The sequence below is a fragment of the Paenibacillus sp. FSL E2-0178 genome (assembly GCF_038593005.1).
GTDB lineage: Bacteria > Bacillota > Bacilli > Paenibacillales > Paenibacillaceae > Paenibacillus_AQ > Paenibacillus_AQ phytohabitans.
The window spans coordinates 640570-661853 of sequence record NZ_CP151953.1 but is presented as its reverse complement, the minus strand read 5'-3'; the positions used below and the strand labels follow the sequence as shown (position 1 = coordinate 661853).

Below are 21284 nucleotides of genomic sequence, written 5' to 3'. Positions count from 1 at the left end.
TGCGCGTATATCCTTTAAAAGGATAAAGTGACGCTTGATATAGTTGGCTTTTCGGATTTTTTATATTGGGCTGGCAGTGCAGTCTTGTCGCCAATTCTTGAAACAGAGGCTATTATTAAATAAGAACATACATGTTATATTTACTGACTTCTGTTTCTTCTTAGATCAGAGCATCATGAATTTTACTCACAAAAAAGAGCTATGCCTCCTGCAATAGCAGAGGGAATAGCTCTTCAAGATTCATGCGAGAAATCAGCTGTTCAGCAGCTCGGATTTCTTCCGGTCGAATTCCTCTTGCGTAATTGCGCCCATATCGAGCAGCTGCTTGAATTTCAGCAGCTCATCCGCGGCACTAAATTTCTCCGGTCTTGCAGCAGCAGTTGTTGCCGGCTCTGGCTTCGAATCAAACCCTAAGTCAAAAAATTCGCCTTCAATTACATTAATCTCCGAATCTGCAACCGCACGCTGCACCTTATCCCTGTCCTGCGCCAGCTGAGCTTCCGAATAATGATCGCAAGCATCATACAAAGCTTCCCGCAGGCGGTGCCCCATAGGCTTCATGGAGAAATAGGTCATCCCGCCGGAGAGAAGTCCGCCCAGAACAGGTATGAACTTGGATGCGCCTTGGGCAAAGGTTTTCTTGGTGATTTTAATCCCGATATAAGAAGAGATTTTCTTCAGCAGCGGGTAATACATCGTCTGGGCCAAGTCTTGCCGGGTCTGCTCATTCAGCAGCTGCCGGGAATTAGGTGCGTTCAGAATGCGCAGCATCGGAGCAGAGCCGGCCACTCCGAACATCACTCCCAGATATAACGTAAGCTCACGGCTAACCTGCTCCGAATCCGGGGTGTTGCCTTGCCACAGATCCGCGCCTCCATACAGGTAGGCTAATTCCTGGGACAAGCGCATCGCTACGCCAAAAAACTGCAGGGTGTCTGCCGGAATGGTCGCCGCCATGGCTAATCCGCCGGGAAGTCCGGCTGCTGTGGAGACTGCTGTACTTAAGATGGTACGCTTTTCAATTAGCGTCTTGGCTAGTTTGTCAATGACCGATAGGCTGATCCCGGCCTCAAGCGGTCCTCGTTCCAGAATGGTACTCATATTTCCATAAGTATCATATTTGGCAAACTGCTGTGCAAGGAATTCACTCCGGTCTACTTGTACCCCGGGAAGCTTCACTGCACCTGCCAAAATCATCTCCATTGTCCCTTGTCCGGATTGCTGTTCGTTTGTCATCTCAGATCCCCTTAGATTCGGTATGTTGTAATTTGCTACTCTACAATATTCGGCACCGCCTGCGGATCACCTCCTAAATGCTTCCATCCATCTCCTCATCTTAATGCAATCTTAATGCCACAGCCAATTCCGTAATGTCATGCTGATTGTGCACATGCTATACTGACGCTATCATTAAGAGTACGAACGCACGGCATGATGCCCATATAGGAAGGAACCATTCGAATGGCAGGATACACAACGGCAGAGAAGCAGCGGGGCAGGCTGAAAATATTCTTCGGATACGCACCCGGGGCAGGCAAGACCTGTGCTATGCTCTATGCCGCCCATGAAGAACAAAAGGAAGGTATTCAGGTGGCCGCAGGCTTTATCGAGTCTCATAACAGAGCAGATACGGCGGAGCTGCTGTCAGGGCTGGAGCGTCTTCCACCGCTGGAAATATCTATTCACGGGGAAATAGTCCGGGAGTTTGACATTGACCTCGCGATCCGCAGAAGGCCGGAGCTGATCCTGGTCGATGATCTCGCCCACACCAATGCTCCGGGAGGCCGCCACAAAAGAAGATATCAGGATGTGGAGGAGCTGCTGCGGGCTGGAATTAACGTATACACCACGGTAAATGTGGAACATATAGAGAGTCTGACCGATGTCGTGACCTCCATAACGGGTATTCCTGTGCTGGAGCGCATTCCGGACAGCGTATTTGACCGTGCGGATCTGGTGGAGTTTGTTGATGTCGGACCCGGCGATCTGATAGACCGTTTAAAAAAAGGCCGGATATACCCGGATGAACAGCTGCAGCAGAAGCATGCCGGTTTCTTTATTCCCGAAAAGCTGATTGCCCTGCGGGAAATTGCACTGCGTTATACAGCTGACCAGCTGAACAGAATTGCCGTACAGCTCGGGGAGAAGGCGGCCAGTGCTACCTTTTATACGAAGGATCATATACTGGTCTGCCTGTCCTCGGCAATCTCCAGCAAGAAGGTGATCCGCACTGCGGCCAGAATGGCCGACGCCCTGCATGGAACGTTCACAGCACTGTATGTGGAAACGTCGAGGACGAAAGAATTAACCGCCAAGAACAAGGCAGAGCTGCGTGAGAATCTGAGACTGGCAGAGCAGCTCGGGGCACAGGTCGCGACCGTATATGGGGAGGATGTTCCCGGACAAATTGCCGAATACGCCAAAACAAGCCGGGTCTCCAAGATCGTTCTGGGACGTTCGCAGCACAAAACCCGCTGGCCGGCCAAATCTAACATTGTCGACAAGCTGACGGCGTCCGCTCCGAATATTGATATTTACATTATTCCGGATAATGGGCCTTCCTTGTACAAAAAATTCCCGCAATATGCCAAATCTCCGCTTCTGACGCTGGCTGATACCGGCAAAACTATAGGCATCCTGCTGGTCTGTACATTGATCGGGTTATGGTTCAAGTATCTCGGCTTCAGTGAAGCCAATATTATCACCGTGTATATCCTGGGTGTTCTGCTGGATGCGATGGTTACGAAAGGGCGGCTGTACAGCGCGGTTACTTCGATTTTGAGTGTGCTTGTCTTTAATTATTTCTTTACGGCGCCTTTTTTCTCTCTGCAGGCCTATGATTCCGGTTACCCGGTGACTTTTCTGGTGATGTTCTCAGCCTCGTTCATTACGAGCACATTGACTTTGCGGGTGAAGGAGCAGGCCAGGGAGTCGGCGCAAAAGGCTTACCGTACCGAAGTTCTGCTCGAGACAAGCCGGAAGCTGCAGCAGGCCAAGGATACCCCGGCGATCATCAATGAAACGGCACTGCAAATGGTCAAGCTACTGGACCGGAGCATTATTGTCTATGAGGTAGTGGATGGTGAGCTTGCCGAACCGCTGATTTTTGCCAAGGAGGAAGCTGCAGTTGATCCCCAGAGCTATATCTTCGATGATGAGCGCAAGGTTGCGGAGTGGGTGCTGCAGAATAATAAACGGGCAGGAGCTTCTACAGATACGTTCTCGGCAGCTCATTGTCTGTATCATGCGGTGCGCGGAGGGGATACGGTTTTTGCGGTGGCAGGTATTGTCATGGATGAGGAAGAACCGCTGGAGGTTTTTGAGAAAAGCCTGATGATTGCCATGCTGGGTGAATGTGCCCTTGCCCTGGAGAAAGATAAGCTGAATGAAAAGCAAAAGGAAATCTCTCTGCAAATCCAGCAGGAACAGCTGCGGACCAATCTGCTGCGGGGCATTTCACATGATCTGCGCACACCGCTTACGAGTATTTCCGGCAATGCGGGCATACTGATCGGCAACTCGATGGTCCTGAATGAAGAGCAGAAGAAGGAACTGTATAACGATATCTACGATGATTCCATGTGGCTGATTAATCTGGTGGAGAATCTGCTGTCCATTACCCGGATCGATAACGGCGCTCTTCACCTGAATTTTCAGGCAGAGCTGCTGGAGGAAGTGATTGCCGAAGCGCTGCTGCATGTAAACCGCAATAAGGATGAGCACCATATTGAGATCCGGCTGGAGGATGAGCTGCTTATGGCCAGAATGGATTCACGGCTGATTATTCAGGTCATCATCAATCTGGTGGATAACGCGATCAAATATACTCAATCCGGGTCACATATAACGGTATCCGCCAGACGCGAGGCGGGCTGGGTAGTGGTGGAGGTTGCTGATGATGGCCCCGGCATTTCAGCTGAAGCCAAAGCCAAGGTGTTCGAGATGTTCTACACGGCAGACAACGTGCGCGGCGACGGCAGGCGCGGATTAGGCCTAGGGCTGGCACTCTGCAAGTCGATTATCCACGCCCATGGCGGCAATATTGAATTACGAGATCACGCACCGCAGGGGACGGTATTCAGCTTCACCCTGCAGGCAGAAGAGGTGAATGTCCATGAATAAACCTTTGATACTTGTGGTAGAGGATGACAAACCTATCCGCAAGCTGATTACGACAACACTGGAGACCCAGGGCTATAAATATCATACGGCGGAGACAGGGGAAGCTTCGATTCTGGAGGCCGTGTCCAGTCAGCCGGATATTATGATTCTGGATTTGGGACTGCCCGATATGGACGGTGTCGATATTATCCGGAAGGTCCGGGCCTGGTCCAATATTCCGATTATTGTGGTCAGTGCGCGCAGTGAAGACCGGGACAAGATTGAAGCGCTCGATGCGGGGGCAGATGATTATCTGACCAAGCCGTTTAGCGTGGAGGAGCTGCTGGCCAGGCTGCGGGTCAGTCTGCGCCGGATCCGGGGGGACAGCGAGAAGCTGATGAAGGATTCGTCTGTTTTTACCAACGGGAATTTACGGATCGATTACTCGGCAGGCTGTGTCTGGCTGGAGGATGACGAAATCCATCTGACACCGATTGAATATAAGCTGCTGTGCCTGCTGGCCAAGAATGTGGGTAAGGTATTGACCCATAATTACATCCTGCATGAAATCTGGGGCAGCCATACGTATGATATTCCGGCACTGCGTGTATTTATGGCTACGCTCCGGAAGAAGATCGAGAGTACACCCTCACAGCCGAAAATTATCCAGACACATATTGGTGTCGGTTACCGGATGCTCCAGGCGGGAGACGACAGTAAGGTGATCTGAACCGGCTGGCGGAATTCGCACAGCATTGCTTGTCAAATACTTCGATAACCATGTCCTTAACGGACATGGTTATTTGTCGTTCCAGCTATGGAGGCGGCTACCTGGAGCGGTTGCGCTACCGGCATTTTAACGAAATCTTAATTCGCTGAAGCAAACCCTAATCCTGAACTAATGGCGGGAGTGGTAAGCTGAACCGGAAGTGAAACACAGAAGAAAGAAGGCAATATTCATGGATCTGATGTTTAGAAATATCGGTCTGCTCACGGTCATAACAACATTACTGGTGCTGATCAAAAAGAGATACGACTGGATCGGCCTGCAGCAGGAAGGCTGCTATGAGAACTGTGATGTATATAAAGCAGCGGACCGGTTCGCTAATGGAGCGTCTCCAGAGGAGGTCAGGGTGATTCTCACAGACAGCTTCGAGTTCGATCCGAAGGGGACGGAACAGATTCTTGCCCGGGCGCTGCCCCGCAGAATGGAACCGGACGGGGGCCATCAGGCTTTTATCCAGGCGGTCAATCAGGTGCTGGGTGAGGATATTTACCGCTCTTAATGTCATCTTAATACGCCTGCTGAAACCCTAACCCTGAACTAACGGGAGAAATGTTACGCTAGACCGGAAGTTACAAGAGAGAGATTCTTATAAATTCGGATGAGGAGTGGCAAAGACAATGATGGATGTGTATATGACGGTGGCCTTGGCAGCGGTATTCGCTTTGTTCTACGCATTTGTGCAATGGTGCGGTCATGTAGTGGATGAACAAGGGGGGAATGAGTGATGGCGGTAGTCCTTGCGGCAACGTTACTCCTGTTTCTGTATCTGGTTTATGCTTTGATTCATCCGGAGAAATTTTAAAAAGGGGGCTGTATAAAAAGATCTAAAAATCAGTGTCAAAAAGGTTAGTCGTGACTGCGTGAATATTTGGACTTCCGGCCGCTGTTGTCATCAGATTTCTTGATTTATACCGCTGATCGCGGTGGAAATCCGCTGACAAAGGCGTACGCATTCGCTCCTACAGTTCCAAATATCCCCTCCGTCACTTTACCTTATAACGTTGATTTTTAATCTATTGATACAGTATGGAGAGAGAGTAGGCAAGAAAGAAATGAAGGTTAGTTTGTATATTGAGGAGGGTCATCCGTGGGTATTGTGCAAATTGTAGCAGTTATTCTAATTCTGGTGCTGCTGGTGAAACCGGCAGGAACTTATCTATATCATGTATTCTCAGGTGAACCGAACCGGACAGACCGGATCTTCGGCGGAACGGAGAGAGGTATTTACCGTCTGATCGGGCTGAAGCAGCGGGGCGGGATGTCCTGGAAGAAATATGCGGTCAGCTTTATTGTAACGAATATTGCCCTGGTAACATTCAGTTACATCCTTCTGCGGCTGCAGAAGGGGCTTCCGCTCAACCCGGGCGGGATTGGCAACATGGAAGAGACGCTCACCTTCAATACGGTGATCAGCTTCATCACCAATACGAATCTTCAGCATTACAGCGGGGAGACAGGCGTGTCCTACTTCTCACAGATGGCTGTAATGACGATGCTGATGTTCACTTCGGCGGCCAGCGGATTCTCGGTAGCTGTCGCTTTTGTCAGAGGGATTACAGGACGCAGCTCGGTGGGGAACTTCTTCGAAGACTTCGTCAAAGCGCATATCCGGGTCTTCATTCCGCTCGCGCTGCTTGTAACACTGGCGCTCGTTGCGCTTCATGTGCCGCAGACACTGAAACCTGCACTTGAGGTTACGACGCTCGAAGGACAGAGCCAGCAGATTGCGATCGGGCCGATTGCCTCACTGGAGTCTATTAAGCATATCGGAACGAACGGCGGGGGCTTCTTCGGAGCGAACTCGGCGCATCCTTTTGAGAACCCCAGTCCGCTGAGCAATGTGCTGGAGATTCTCTCCATGTGGCTGCTGCCCGCTTCCCTGCCGTACATGTACGGGAAGTTTGCCAAGAACAAACGCCAGGGCTGGATGATTTTTGGTGCGATGATGACGTTGTTCGTCGTGCTGCTGGGACTGAATTATGCTGCTGAAAGTGCGGGTAATCCGGCGGTTAACGCGATGGGCATTGATGCCTCGCAAGGCAGTATGGAAGGGAAAGAGGTGCGGTTCGGGATTGCGCAGTCCGCTCTGTTCACAACAGTTACTACAGCCGCCACAACCGGCAGTGTGAATAATATGCATGATACGCTGACGCCGCTCGGCAGCATTACGCCTCTAACGCTGATGATGCTGAATAACGTGTTTGGCGGTAAAGGTGTCGGGCTGGTCAATATGCTGATGTATGCAATACTCGGAGTCTTCCTATGCGGGCTCATGGTCGGCCGGACGCCGGAATTCCTTGGACGGAAGATTGAAGCGAGGGAAATGAAGCTGATTGCCATAGCCATTCTGATTCATCCGCTGATTATTCTGGTTCCGACCGCCGCTGCTTTTCTGACCGACCTTGGTCAGGGGAGTATCAGCAACCCCGGATTCCACGGGATGACCCAGGTTCTGTATGAATATGTGTCCTCTGCAGCCAATAACGGCTCTGGCTTTGAAGGACTGGCCGATAATACCTCCTTCTGGAATATCACAACGGGTATCGTCATGCTGCTGGGCCGGTATGTCTCGATTATCGCCATGCTGGCGGTTGCAGGTTCACTGCTGCGTAAGAAGCCGGTGCCGGAGACGATTGGTACCTTCCGTACGGATAACGGACTGTTCACCGGAATACTGATTGGTACGGTGCTGATTATCGGCGCGCTGACCTTCTTGCCGGTCATTGTCCTCGGTCCAATTGCAGAATATTTGACTTTACGGTAGGGAGAGGGAGAGAAGAGAATGAGTACTGTACAAAGAAAAAAACTGCTGACAGGTCCTATCCTTCTAAGTGCGGCCAAGGACAGTGTAGTGAAGCTTAATCCGGTAACGTTAATGAAGAATCCGGTCATGTTCGTGGTTGAGGTCGGCACGGTAATCGTACTGCTTATGGTGCTGGCACCAGGCTACTTCAATGCGGAGCATTCGGTAGGTTTCAATATTTCGGTATTCTTCATCCTGCTGTTCACGGTGCTGTTCGCTAACTTCGCGGAAGCACTGGCTGAGGGGCGCGGCAAAGCGCAAGCCGATTCGCTCAAAAAAACGAAGCAGGACATTACAGCCAATAAGCTGGCTGGATCAGCGATCAAGCAGGTTCCGGCTTCCGAGCTGCGCAAAGGCGACGTTGTTCTCGTCAGTCAGGGGGAAATGATTCCCGGTGACGGTGAGGTGATTGAAGGCTTGGCCTCTGTAGATGAATCAGCTATTACCGGAGAATCGGCGCCTGTCATCAAGGAAGCCGGCGGGGACTTCGGCTCAGTTACAGGCGGTACCCGCGTAGTTAGTGATCAGATCAAGGTGCGGATTACGAGTGATCCGGGCGAATCCTTCCTGGACCGGATGATCTCGCTGGTTGAAGGGGCGAAACGGCAGAAAACACCGAATGAAATTGCCCTGAACACGCTTCTGATCAGCTTGACGATTATATTCCTGATCGTTGTAGTTACGCTGCGTCCAATAGCTGATTACATCGGCGTTCAGCTGGAGATCCCTGTGATGATTGCTCTCCTGGTCTGTCTGATCCCGACTACGATCGGCGGACTGCTGTCAGCCATCGGGATTGCCGGGATGGACCGTGTTACCCAGTTCAATGTGCTGGCAATGTCCGGTAAAGCGGTGGAAGCCGCCGGGGATATCAACACAATGATCCTTGATAAAACCGGGACGATCACCTTCGGCAACCGGATGGCGAGCGAATTCGTCACGGTAGGCGGTGAGTCAGGAACTGAGCTGGCCGCCTGGGCGGCAGTCAGCTCGCTGAAGGATGAGACCCCGGAAGGACGCTCCGTACTGGAGCTGGCCAAGAAGCTGGAGCTCAGCTATGACGGCAGTCTTGCCGAAGGCGGAGCATTCGTCGAGTTCAAGGCTGAGACCCGGATGAGCGGTATCGATCTGCGCGACGGACGCCTGGTGCGTAAGGGAGCCGTAGATTCCGTGAAGAAATGGGTGCTGTCCCAGGGCGGCGCAGTACCGGCTGATCTGGACAGCAACTCGGATGCAATAGCCCGGTTAGGCGGCACACCGCTTGCGGTTGCAGTAGATAACCGGATCTACGGGCTGATCTATCTGAAGGACACGGTTAAACCCGGCATGAAGGAACGCTTCGATGAACTGCGCAGCATGGGGATCAAGACCATCATGTGCACAGGCGATAATCCGCTGACGGCGGCTACCATTGCCCGTGAAGCCGGAGTCGATGACTTCATTGCCGAGAGTACACCGGAGGACAAGATCGCGGTTATCCGCCGCGAGCAGAATGAAGGCAAGCTGGTAGCTATGACCGGTGATGGAACCAACGATGCGCCTGCATTGGCTCAAGCCGATGTGGGGCTGGCGATGAACAGCGGCACGACCGCTGCCAAGGAAGCCGCGAACATGGTCGATCTGGATTCTGATCCCTCCAAAATCATTGAGGTTGTAGCAATCGGGAAGCAGCTGCTTATGACCCGTGGGGCGCTGACTACCTTCAGTATCGCTAACGATATTGCCAAGTATTTCGCGATTATCCCGGCGATGTTCACACTGGCGATTCCGGAGATGGAAGCCCTCAATGTGATGGGACTCGGCTCCCCAAGCTCTGCCATTATCTCGGCGCTGATCTTCAACGCCATCATTATCCCGCTGCTGATTCCGCTAGCTATGCGCGGTGTCTCCTATAAGCCGATGAGCTCTACGAAGCTGCTCGCACAGAATATTGTCATCTACGGGCTTGGCGGCGTCGTTGTTCCGTTCGCAGGGATCAAGCTGATTGATATGATCGTTAGGATTTGGATTTAGTGAACGTTAGAAATGGCATTGATACAATATATGATGATAGTAACGGAGGGGGATTTTGGAACTGTAGGAGCGAATGCGTACGCCTTTGTCACCGGATTTCCACTGTGAACAGCAGTACAGATCAAGAAATCTGGGGACAACAGCGGCCGGAAGTCCAAATATTCACCGGAGTTACGACCAACATTCTAATTGGGACAATCTCAATTTCAAGTATACAAGCACACGATTGAATTCTTAAGGAGGCAACACCATCATGGCCAATTCCAATAAAGAGACTGCCGAAGAGCAGCAGTCACCTTCAAAAGCTGCCTATATCTTCACAATTATACGGCTAAGCGCAGTATTCATTGTACTCTGCGGAATCATATATCCGCTGGCGTCTACCGCGCTCGCCCAAGTGTTAATGCCTTCGCAGGCCAATGGGAGCATGCTGAAGAATTCAGCGGGGCAGGTGGTCGGTTCCACACTGATCGGGCAAAATTTCACGGATCAGGCATTGTTCCAGAGCCGTGTATCCAGCATTGAGTATAAGGCTGAAGCCTCGGGTTCGAACAACTATGGACCATCAAATCCTGATATGCTGCAGCGCACAAGCGATTCAATTACCCAGTGGAAGCTGGATAATCCCGGTGTACCCGTAAGTGAGCTGCCTATTGATCTGGTCACGAACTCCGGTTCAGGTCTCGATCCGCATATTTCACCGGCAGCAGCGATTGTGCAGATTCCCAGAATCAGCAATCTGAGCGGAATTCCTCCAGAGACACTTACAGCCTTGGTGTCTGAGTATACCGAAGGCCGGGATCTGGGACTGTTCGGTGAAAAGCGTGTCAATGTACTGAAGCTGAATCTGGCATTAACGGAACTCAAAGCGAAGTAATACCGGTCTGAACCCTGCCCGTAAGCTATACGGACAGGGTCATTTCCGGTTAGTGCCGCAGGAAAGGAGGTTAACTTATGGCACCATATAAACGCAAGTCACCGGAGGAAATCCTCTATTCCATCTATCAGCTGCAGCGGGGGCGGCTGAAGATTATTATCGGCTCGGTTAGCGGATCGGGCAAAACCTACCATATGCTGGAGGAAGGCAAGCTGCTGAAGCACCAGGGCATCGACGTAGTGATCAGTGCGGTATCAACCATGGGCCGGGCGGAAACCGTTCAGCAACTTGGCGATTTGGAACGGGTTCCCAGCATCCACTGGTGGAAGGACGGGAAGGAAGAGAAGGATCTTCCGCTGGAAGCATTGCTGGAGCGTAATCCCGAGGTGCTGCTGGTCGATGGCCTGGCGCACCGCAACCGTGAAGGCGCCCGGTTCCCGACACGGCTGGAGGACATCCGTTATCTGATGGATCAGGGGATCAGCGTGATTACTACCATTAATGTCTATGAGCTTGCCGGTATGGGTGAGAGAATCTATGAGATGACCGGTATCCGTGCGGAAGACACCGTACCGCTGAACACACTGGAATTCGCGGATGAGGTACGGCTAATCGATGTCTCTCCGGAAACGATTCTGAAGCGGATGGAGGAAGGGGTGCTTGGAGAAGGGGCGCATCCGGCCCTCTCCCGCCGGGGGAATCTTGGCGTGCTCCGCGAGCTGTCTCTGCGGCTGATGGCGGAAGGGGTCAATGATTCGCTGGAGAAACACCGGGAAGCCGAGGGGCTGATCGGACCCTCCGGTGCAACGGAGCGGATTCTTGTCTCTGCGCAGTATCACTGGAATGGGTCACTCTATATCCGGAGGGGGCAGCAAATCGCCAAACGGCTGAACGGTGACCTGATTATTGTTACATTTCTCGTGCGCGGCCGCCCGCTGACCAAGGATCAGCAGGTCTTCAAGCGTTCCATTCTCAAGCTGACGGAACGGATTAATGCAAGGTTTGAAGAGTTGGAGGTAATCCGCCTACGGTTGCTTCCTTCGCTGCTCGTACGTTATGCGATTCAGAATAATGTCACACGGATAGTCATGGGCCATTCGCAGAAAAGCCGCTGGCAGGAGAAGTGGCATGGCTCCATCGCCAGCCGTGTCCTGCGGCGGACACGGAACATCGATGTGTTCCTGATGGCTGACCGCGCTGAACGGGACGGGGAGCGGATTCTGCCGGTCCGCTCGGCCCCTAAGGGAACAGAGGAGCCCTTCCACCGCTTAACCAGCCAGGAGCTGGAGCAGCGGATTGAGAAGATCCGCCGTGGTACCTTCAAGGTCTATATCGGCGCAGCCCCAGGCGTGGGCAAAACCTACAAAATGCTGCAGGAAGGCAATCTGCTGCTGAACAGAGGGATTGATGTTGTAGTCGGTCTGCTGGAAACTCACGGCAGGCTGGAAACGAAGGGGCAGGTGGGCGGATTAACGACGACCCCCAGAGCACAGATTCACTACCAGTCTGCTGAACTTACGGAGATGGATACGGAGGCGATCCTTGCCCGGCATCCCGAGGTGGTGCTGGTGGATGAGCTTGCCCATACCAATGTTCCCGGAAGCCAGACCAAGAAACGTTATGAGGATGTAATCAGGCTGCTGGAGAACGGGATCTCCGTCATTACCACAGTCAATGTGCAGCATCTGGAGAGCTTGAATGATGCCGTGGAACAGTTAACCGGAGTGCGTGTCCGCGAGACTGTGCCGGATGCGATCCTGCGCATGGCGAGCGAGGTGGAGCTCATCGATGTTACCCCGCAGATGCTGCAGCAGCGGATGCGGGAAGGGAAGATATACGCTGCCGAGAAGGTCAATCAGGCGCTGGAGTCTTTCTTCCGCATTGGCAATCTGATCGCGCTGCGAGAGCTGGCTCTGCGCGAAATTGCCGATGATGTGGATGAACGCCTGGAAGCGTGGGACCGCGAGCCCTCCCTCCGGGGTCCCTGGAGCAGACGGGAAGTGATCTTCGTCTGTGTGGACACCGGCCCGCAGGCCGAACGGTTAATCCGCCGCGGTTTCCGCATAGCGCACCGCCTCAAGGCCGAGTGGCATGTGCATTATGTTCATTGTACCCGCATACGGACAATAGAAGAGCAGAAGCGGCTTGATACGCTGAAGCATCTGACGGAGCGGCTGGGCGGCGTCATGGATATTACCGAGGCCGTCAGCCGCAAGCATCTGCACAAGCATCTGCTGCAGCGGATGAATGAAATGCAGACGACACAGCTGATCATCGGCCAGTCGCGCAGGCCTCTATGGCGTGCGTTGTTCAAAGAAAGCTTCGTCCATTACCTGCTCCGGCATGCCCGGCATATGGATATGCTGATCGTCGCGGTTCACACCCCGATTGTAGAATGAAGAAGATCCGCCGGGCCTGGGCTCAAGCTTATTAATAGACAATCACCTGCCCAATGTTCATAAATGTACAGACATGCCCGCATTGGCAATTGCGCAACATCCCCTCTGCTGATAATCTAATGAACAGATGTTTAGAAAAGAACAAATGTTTGAAGATGAGAGGGGATTAATATGCGGATATTAGTTATTGGAGCAGGTGTACTCGGCAGTTATTTGGCACATGTGCTGGTGCGGGGCGGCAATGACGTAACGGTGCTCGCCCGGGCGAAGAGAGCGGCTCAGCTGCGGCAGGACGGACTGGTGATCCGGCATTATTTTCAGCGTAAAACGACTTTAGATCAGGTGAAGGTCATTTCTGAACTGCGGACGGATGATATCTATGATCTGATCTTCGTAGTGATGAAGTATAATGACTTCCCGGCGGTGCTGCCGATTCTGGCGGACAACCTGAGCACCAATATTGTTCTGGTCGGCAATAACGGAGATACTCACGGCATGCAGCGTTTCTTCAAGGAGAACAGCCGGACTCCACAGAATATAGTGTTCGGGTTTCAGCTTAGCGGGGGGATCCGGGAGAAGAACGGCCGTGTGATCAGCATTCGTATGGGCGTTCAAATGGTGCTGGGCAGCCTGGAAGGGGAGGTTCCCTTCAAGCCCGAGCTTGCACAGGCCTTCCGGCAGACGAAATACAAGCTTGATTATCCGGAGGATATCAACGCATGGCTGCTGAGCCATATTGTTCCAATTGTAGCTATCACTTCAGTCAGTTATCTTCATAACGGCGACTTGGCAAAAGCAACAAAGGATAACGCCCGCTGGAAACAAGCCGTTGCGTTGATCGATGAAGGATTCAGTGTGCTTGACAAGCTTGGCATTAAGACGAATCCGGCAGCACTCGTCAAAGGGGTTAAGCGGCATCCAACGATGCTCTACCAAGGAATGAAGTTTGTTCATAAATTGCCTTTCATGAAGCTTGTCGATGGCTCCTTCAGCGAGATTTCCGCACTCTATCAAGCGTTTGAGCCCCTTAAACAGCAAGCAGGTCTATCCACTCCGGCCTGGGATGATTTCAAGCAGCAAACGTTCACGAAATATGCCCTGGAGCAGAAATGACGAACCAAATTGTAACGGATACCGTATAATTGCACTATCCAGAAACAACTCATGAAGAGACCGCTGCTGCGGACCTTTATGAGTTGTTTTTGTCATGCGGCTTGACAATCCCCTGAATAAGAGTATACATTTGTATACAAGTGATATTCGTATACATATGTATACAACAGAAGGAGGAGAGTATCATGCGCGAAGGAAAACATGAACATAAAGGGCACAAAGAGCACAGAGAGAACTGTGGCCATCCCCATGATGACGGCAAGAGGAATTTCCAGAGCGCCCAAACCTTTCGCCGCGGCCGGGCAATTGCTTTTCTGGACCGGCTCCATGTTAAACGCTCAACCTTAATGCAGCAGCTGGACCAGCCGGAATTCGAAGCTATCAGACAGGTGATCAGCGGTGAGCTGAAAGCAACGGATGGAATCATCCAGGAATTCATCCAGGCCTTCGAGCTGCGTGAAGTACTGGCAGAACAAGAGAATACAACTGAAGGAGTGGACATAAACCATGACAATCATTGATACCATCCAGACCCGCAGAACAATTAAGGCTTTCAAACCTGACGCTATCAGCGAGAATGAGCTGAACACATGGCTGGAGGCGGCAAGCTATGCTCCGAACCACCGGATGAACGAGCCTTGGGAGCTGCTGTTTATTGGACCCGAGACAAGAGCCGCGCTGAACCATAAGACAGATTTCGGCGGTGCTCCGTTGTTAATTGGCATTCTCTCCAAGCCAGCCGCCAGCCCGATGGAACGTGATGAGAACGTTATGGCCGTCTCCTGCTATATTCAGAATTTCATGCTGGCTGCCCATGAAGCAGGCGCAGGTGTGTTCTGGTCGTCCCTGGGCGCTTCGGTCCGGGGCCGTGAGATTCTAGGCGTACCGCAGGAGCATGATGTGATTGCTGTACTCGCTGTGGGTTATCCGGCGGAAATCCCTGCTGCCAAGCAGAGAACGCCAATTGCTGATAAAATCACATACTTGCCGTAAACGGACGACTGATGAGATGAAGGTGACCTGAATGTGGAAACTCAGGGGGTTCATGAAGCCGTACGTACTCTGGTGCGTGCTCGCCCCGCTGTTAATGGTAGTTGAGGTTGTTATGGACCTGCTGCAGCCGGCGCTGATGGCCAGCATCGTAGACAAGGGCCTGATGATGAATGATCTGCCGCATATTATTTCGACAGGCGGGATCATGCTTGGGGTTGCCATCATAGGTATGGTCGGCGGTGTAGGCTGTACTGTTTTTTCAAGTATCGCTTCACAGAATTTCGGAAATGATCTGCGGATTAAGCTGTTTGAGCATATCCAGACCTTCTCTAACCGGAATCTGGACCGGCTGAAGACCGGATCGCTGATCACCCGTTTAACGAATGATGTGGTGCAGCTGCAGACTTTCATGCAGATGATATTACGGATGTTTGTACGATCTCCACTGCTGCTGATCGGCAGTCTGGTGATGGCGATCCGGATCAGCCCGTCGCTGGCGCTAATCCTGCTGGCTGCAGTCCCGCTGCTGTTCATTCTGCTATACGTGCTGATTCGTCTATCTTTTCCTTTGTTTGCTAGAATGCAGGAGAAGCTGGATGGGGTAAGCAATGTGCTGCAGGAGAACCTGTCCGGCATCCGCGTAATCAAGGCTTTTGTCCGCGCGGGACATGAGCAGAAGCGGTTCGATGCCGCTAACACAGACTATACCAATACCGGAATTAGAGCCATTCGCCTAATGGCGCTCAACATGCCGCTGATGATGCTTATCCTGAACGCAAGTATTATTGCCGTCCTCTGGTTCGGCGGGCTGCAGAACTGGAGCGGGAAGCTGCCGGTGGGTGAACTGATCGCATTCATTAACTATGTAACCCAGCTGCTGATGTCCATGATGATGCTAAGCAATATGCTCGCGTTCGTATCTCGGGCTAAGGTGTCAGGAGACCGGGTGAATGAAGTGTTCGCAACCACAAGCGAGATTACAGAAGCTCCTTCGGCGAATAGTGATGTAATTACGCATGGACGGATCGAATTCAACCATGTCTCGTTCGCCTATAACCGGGCAGATGAGAATCTTGTGCTGGAGGATATCAGCTTTGTTGCGAATCCCGGTGAGACAGTTGCTATTTTGGGGGCTACCGGTGCCGGCAAATCGACTCTGGTCAGCCTGATTCCACGGTTCTACGAGGTGTTGTCCGGAGCTATTGCCATTGACGGAACAGACATCCGGCAGATTGGCATTGATCATCTGCGCAGCCGGATCGGCTTCGTAATGCAGCAGTCGCTGCTGTTCAGCGGCAGCATCAGGGACAATATCCGCTACGGCCGTCCGGAAGCAACAGATGCAGAGGTAGAGCAGGCAGCTATAGCCGCCGAAGCACATGGATTTATCAATACGCTGCCGCAAGGCTATGATACCTTGCTCGGGCAGCGCGGCGTTAATCTGTCCGGCGGACAGAAGCAGCGGCTATCCATCGCTCGTGCGCTGCTGATTCAGCCCGCCGTTCTGATTATGGATGACAGCACCAGCGCGCTGGATGCGGTAACGGATGCGCGGATTCGTCTGCTTTTGAAGACTCAGCTGCGGAACTGCACCATAGTGATGATTGCCCAGCGTGTATCATCAATTATCGATGCGGACCGGATCCTGATCCTGGAGAATGGCCGGATTGCTGCCCAGGGCACCCATAAAGAACTGATGGCAGACAGCGAGATTTACCGGGATATCCGGGAGTCGCAGCTGAAGGGAGAGGAGGAGCCTTATGTCCAATCATCCTAATCAGGCACAGGCCCCCGTTCGTCCAGGCGGGTTCGGCGGGGGTCCTCCCGGCGGACGAGGAGCTGTGGTGCCGAAGGTTCGAGCGAAGAACCGCATGGCTACGATCAAACGTATCTGGTCCTATCTGAACCGTCAGCGTACGGGACTCATTATGGTCTATATATTTACAATACTTAACGCCGTAGTAGCACTAATAGGGCCTTACCTGCTCGGAAAAGCGATAGACTCGGCAATCATTCCCCATGATTATGGGCTGCTCGTCCGGTTCTGCATCATGCTGGGCGGTGTTTACCTGCTAGGCAGCGCCGTCTCCTGGGTGCAGGCCTATGTAATGACTTCCGTGTCACAGAGAACGGTGTTCGAGCTGCGGCGTGATCTGTTCGCTAAATATCAGGAGCTGCCTATAGGCTTCTTCGATACGCGTGCCAATGGCGAGCTGATGAGCCGGGCAACCAATGACATCGACAACGTGTCGAACTCATTGAATCAAAGTGTTACCCAACTGCTGAACAGTCTCATCACATTAAGCGGTTCACTGGTCATTATGCTGATGCTGAATGTTCCGCTGACGGTAATCGCATTGGTGACAATCCCGCTGGTCCTGCTGGCCAGCCGTAAGATTACAGGCTTGAGCCGGATCTATTTCAAGAATCAGCAGCAGTATCTGGGTGAACTCAACGGCTTCATTGAAGAAGCGATCAGCGGCCAGAAGGTAATTAAGCAGTACCGCAGAGAAGAAGCTGAAACGGTAAGGTTCCGAGGAATGAGCAGTGAACTCAACAAGGTCAGCATTAAGGCGCAGATTGTATCCGGGCTGGTCGGTCCGGTCATGAACCTGATTAACAATCTGGATTTCGCGCTGATTGCCAGTGTGGGCGGATGGATGGCATTTAAAGGGCTGGCTACGGTCGGGGTTATTGTCAGTATGCTGAACTACGCCAAGCAGTTCAGCCGGCCGATATCCGAGCTTGCGAATCAGTACAATCTGATCCAGTCGGCAATTGCCGGAGCGGAGCGTGTATTCGAAGTGATGGATATGCCTTCGGAGTACACCGGCGAGCAGCCGCAAGAGCTGCCCCGGGTACACGGGGAAGTGATTTTCCGTGATGTCGTCTTCGGATATCAGGCGGATGCTCCGATTCTGAGCGGTGTAAGCTTCGAAGCGAAGCCTGGCGAGAAGATCGCACTCGTCGGCCCGACCGGGGCAGGGAAGACCACTATTGTTAACCTGCTGACCCGCTTCTACGAAATTAACAGCGGGGAGCTGCTGATCGACGGAAGAGATATCCGCAAGCTGAACAAAAATGAGCTGCGCAGCCAGTTAGGGATGGTACTGCAGGACGCGCATGTATTCTCAGGAACGATTCGTGAGAATATCCGGTTCGGCCGTCTGGACGCTACCGACCGTGAGGTTGAAGAAGCTGCGAGCCTGGCTAACGTCAGCGGATTCATCGCAAGATTGCCGCAGGGATATGATACGATGCTGGGTACGGAAGGAACGACACTCAGCCACGGCCAGCGCCAGCTGCTGACGATTGCCCGTGCCATCCTTGCCGATCCGGCTATCCTTATTCTCGATGAGGCGACCAGCAGCGTCGATACCCGGACTGAAATGCATATCCAGCAGGCGATGCGGACCCTGATGAAGGGCCGGACCAGCTTCGTGATTGCCCACAGGCTCAGCACGATCCAGGATGCGGACCGGATTCTCGTCATCCAGGGCGGTCAGATCGCCGAGCAGGGCAGCCACGAGCAGCTGCTTGCCCTTAAAGGTGTATACCATGAGCTGTATAACAGCCAGTTCAAGCATGCGGTTCAGGCAGGGTAAGGCAGCAACAGTACATTTGAATAGTTACTTTTCAGGAGGGCAGCGCAATGCGCTGCTTCTTTTTTTGGGGAAATATGAATCAGGGCACATAAAGGACATAACACTCGACTATGCTGAGTGGTATAAACGGGCGGAAAGCGGGGACTACATTGAAGAAAAAATTGCTGCTCGTCGAGGATGAGCTGCGTATCCGTGAACTGGTATCGGATTATTTCATCCAGAACGGCTGGGAAGTGCGCGAAGCCGACAACGGACAGGATGCGCTCCTCTGGTTCGATTCACTTCTGCCGGATCTGCTGATTCTGGATATCATGATGCCCAAGCTGAATGGATTTGAGGTCTGCCGGGAAATCCGCAGGCAATCAGCGATCCCCATTATTCTGCTGACCGCCAAGTCTGCAGATGACGACAAAATATACGGCTTTGAATTAGGTGCAGATGATTATGTAACCAAGCCCTTCAGTCCCAAAGTGCTGGTGGCCCGGGCAAATGCGCTGATGAAACGGGCCCAAGGCACACATCTGCCGGATTCGGGCATTGTGAAGTTTGGTTCGGCCATCTTCAACACGCTGGCACACCGCCTGGAGGTAGAGGGTGCAGAAGTCGAGCTTACCCCGAAGGAATATGATCTCTTATGGCTGCTGATCCGCAATAAGGGGATTGTGATTTCCAGGGATACGATCCTCAGCCGGGTCTGGGGAATTGAATTTGAAGGAGACTCCCGTGTCGTGGATAGCCATATCAAGAAACTGCGCAGCAAGCTGGGTTATGAGTCCCGCTATATCCGTACGGTCATCGGTACAGGGTACAGGTTTGAGGTTGAGGAATGAAAAGACGCGGAATTACCTTTAAGCTGTTTGTGATGACCGTGATCTTTTTTGTATGTTTTTACGGGATGGTGATCTTGAGCCAGCTGCTGTTCTTCGACAGCTTCTACCAGAGCCAGAAGGAGAACAGGGTGGAAAAGCATCTTAAGAGCTTCGGGACGGGCTATACAGAAGAATCCTGGGGTCGGAGCCGTACTTCCCGCGAACTGGTCCGCTTCATGCTGCGCAATAAGACTCAAATGGTCATTCTGAAGCTGGATGGCCGAATGAAGTCTGAGGATCCGTTCCGGATGAAGGTGATGGATGGAGACGGCAAGATTCAGGTGATTCCGATGTCCCTGTTCATGAACGAGTACGGGGATCCGCTTAGGGCAGCCAATCTCAAGGAAAATGATCAAGTCACCGTCCTGGGCGAACGTCTTGAGGAAGACAATGACCCCGGGAATCTGATCTATCCGCTCACGATTACGAAGCAAGGCGGTCCGCAGATCGGCGAGGAGCCCGAAGATGGGATGAGTACTATTTCCGGGACAATCACTGAACTTGTATTACCGGATCTGAAAGTCTGGAATCCGCGGCAGGGCATCCTCTTCGAGGCCTTGGAGGACTGGTTTCCTCTGACACTTGATCAGAATGAAGAACTCCGTAATCTGAACATAGTGAAAGAGGAGTGGACCGCTCCCTGGAGCGGCATCCGGAATTCTATCATCATTCTTCCGGTCAAGCAGGCGAACGGGGAAGTAGAGCTCTTATTCACGGTCACCTCCCTGCAGGATGTTAAGGATTCGAATGTAGCGCTGCGCTGGTTCTTTTTATATCTGGGGATCGGCGGGTTTGTTCTGATACTGGTCCTGTCACTGTTCTATTCCAAGATGGTTACCCGTCCGCTGATTAAGCTCAATAATATCGCCAAACGGATGGTGTCGCTCGATTTCACAGGTCATTCTTCGATCCGTCAAAAGGATGAGCTGGGCAGCTTGTCCAAAAGCATGTTCACTTTGTCGCAAAGTCTGGATGCTGCACTGGGTGAGCTTCGTGAGGCGAATCAGCAGCTGGTTGAGGATATGGAGCAGAAGAAGAAAATGGAGCAGATGCAGCAGGACTTTTTTGCGAGCGCCTCTCACGAATTGAAGACTCCGCTCAGTATTATCAAGGGATTCGCCGAAGGTCTGGAGGATGGGGTAAGCGCCGGCAAACAGGATCATTATATCAAGGTCATTATCGAGGAAGCCGACAAGATGGAGTTTCTCGTCAAAGATATGCTCGATTTAGCCAAGCTGGAGTCCGGAACCATCAAACTCCGCAAAAGCTCCTTCATGCTGAGTGAAATGACGGAGAATGTGACGGACAAGCTGATACATTCACTCGGTGACAAGCAGCTGAATGTGGTTATTATTCCTGCGAACGAGCGGCCGCTTTATGCCGATGCGTCCTGGATTGAGCAGGTAATCAGCAACCTGCTGACCAATGCGATCAGACATGCGGAGCATGGCAGTACAATAACCGTTGCCGTGGAGGGTCAAGAGAAATCACTTTCATTCAACATACACAATAAGGGTGAGAATATTCCCGAGGATCAGCTGGAGCAGATCTGGGAGCGCTTCTACCGGGCGGAGGCTTCACGCAGCCGTTTGACAGGGGGAACCGGACTCGGGCTGTCGATTACGAAGCAGATATTGGATATGCACGGCTGCCGGTATGCAGTGATAAACACAACGGACGGCGTCTGTTTTAGTGTGACCTTTGAAGGCTGAACGGACTCATTA

At 52.3% G+C, this 21284-nt stretch carries 15 protein-coding genes; 14 read left to right on the top strand and 1 reads right to left on the bottom strand.

Translation table 11 applies throughout. The features are described 5' to 3' along the window. Nucleotides 1–252: 252 nt before the first annotated feature. Nucleotides 253–1236, bottom strand: a complete 984-nt coding sequence (locus MHI42_RS02710; RefSeq protein ID WP_342422676.1) for an SHOCT domain-containing protein — start codon at nt 1234–1236, stop codon at nt 253–255. A 225-nt stretch (nt 1237–1461) separates the two neighbouring features. Here MHI42_RS02710 and MHI42_RS02705 point away from each other — a divergent pair, with 225 nt between their 5' ends. From MHI42_RS02705 to MHI42_RS02640, 14 genes are all read left to right on the top strand, one after another. After that, on the top strand, nt 1462–4122 hold the full coding sequence (locus MHI42_RS02705) for a sensor histidine kinase KdpD (RefSeq protein WP_342422675.1): 2661 nt from the start codon (nt 1462–1464) through the stop codon (nt 4120–4122). Further along, complete coding sequence (locus MHI42_RS02700) at nt 4115–4831, top strand: response regulator transcription factor (RefSeq protein ID WP_042137193.1); 717 nt, start codon at nt 4115–4117, stop codon at nt 4829–4831. Before MHI42_RS02705 ends, MHI42_RS02700 begins: the two co-directional genes overlap by 8 nt. A gap of 229 nt (nt 4832–5060) precedes the next feature. Further along, a complete protein-coding gene (locus tag MHI42_RS02695; RefSeq protein ID WP_342422674.1) occupies nt 5061–5387 on the top strand; it encodes a hypothetical protein in 327 nt (108 codons plus the stop codon). A 588-nt stretch (nt 5388–5975) separates the two neighbouring features. After that, on the top strand, nt 5976–7652 hold the full coding sequence (kdpA, locus tag MHI42_RS02690) for a potassium-transporting ATPase subunit KdpA (protein ID WP_342422673.1): 1677 nt from the start codon (nt 5976–5978) through the stop codon (nt 7650–7652). Between the two features lie 18 nt (nt 7653–7670). Then, nucleotides 7671–9704, top strand: a complete 2034-nt coding sequence (gene kdpB / locus MHI42_RS02685; RefSeq protein WP_342422672.1) for a potassium-transporting ATPase subunit KdpB — start codon at nt 7671–7673, stop codon at nt 9702–9704. A gap of 253 nt (nt 9705–9957) precedes the next feature. Further along, nucleotides 9958–10581, top strand: coding sequence for a potassium-transporting ATPase subunit KdpC (kdpC, locus tag MHI42_RS02680; protein WP_342422671.1), 624 nt, complete (start codon nt 9958–9960; stop codon nt 10579–10581). A gap of 77 nt (nt 10582–10658) precedes the next feature. Continuing rightward, on the top strand, nt 10659–12980 hold the full coding sequence (locus MHI42_RS02675) for a universal stress protein (RefSeq protein WP_342422670.1): 2322 nt from the start codon (nt 10659–10661) through the stop codon (nt 12978–12980). Nucleotides 12981–13151: 171 nt separating this feature from the next. Beyond that, nucleotides 13152–14093 carry a 2-dehydropantoate 2-reductase N-terminal domain-containing protein gene (locus MHI42_RS02670; RefSeq protein WP_342422669.1) on the top strand — a complete coding sequence of 314 codons (942 nt, stop codon included), beginning with the start codon at nt 13152–13154 and terminating at the stop codon, nt 14091–14093. Nucleotides 14094–14278: 185 nt separating this feature from the next. Further along, entirely contained in the window at nt 14279–14614 is a 336-nt protein-coding gene (locus MHI42_RS02665) for a hypothetical protein (RefSeq protein ID WP_076245963.1), read from the top strand. Next, the gene (locus MHI42_RS02660) at nt 14601–15086 is read left to right on the top strand and encodes a nitroreductase family protein (RefSeq protein ID WP_342422668.1); all 486 of its coding nucleotides are present in this window, start codon (nt 14601–14603) and stop codon (nt 15084–15086) included. The genes MHI42_RS02665 and MHI42_RS02660 overlap by 14 nt, the downstream gene beginning before the upstream one ends. 31 nt (nt 15087–15117) lie before the next feature. Continuing rightward, a complete protein-coding gene (locus tag MHI42_RS02655) occupies nt 15118–16863 on the top strand; it encodes an ABC transporter ATP-binding protein (protein WP_342422667.1) in 1746 nt (581 codons plus the stop codon). Then, nucleotides 16847–18691: an ABC transporter ATP-binding protein gene (locus MHI42_RS02650; protein ID WP_342422665.1), complete on the top strand. Its 1845-nt coding sequence runs from the start codon at nt 16847–16849 to the stop codon at nt 18689–18691. Before MHI42_RS02655 ends, MHI42_RS02650 begins: the two co-directional genes overlap by 17 nt. Nucleotides 18692–18840: 149 nt before the next feature. Further along, the gene (locus tag MHI42_RS02645; RefSeq protein ID WP_342422664.1) at nt 18841–19521 is read left to right on the top strand and encodes a response regulator transcription factor; all 681 of its coding nucleotides are present in this window, start codon (nt 18841–18843) and stop codon (nt 19519–19521) included. Continuing rightward, a complete protein-coding gene (locus MHI42_RS02640; RefSeq protein WP_342422663.1) occupies nt 19518–21272 on the top strand; it encodes a HAMP domain-containing sensor histidine kinase in 1755 nt (584 codons plus the stop codon). The genes MHI42_RS02645 and MHI42_RS02640 overlap by 4 nt, the downstream gene beginning before the upstream one ends. Nucleotides 21273–21284: the final 12 nt, after the last annotated feature.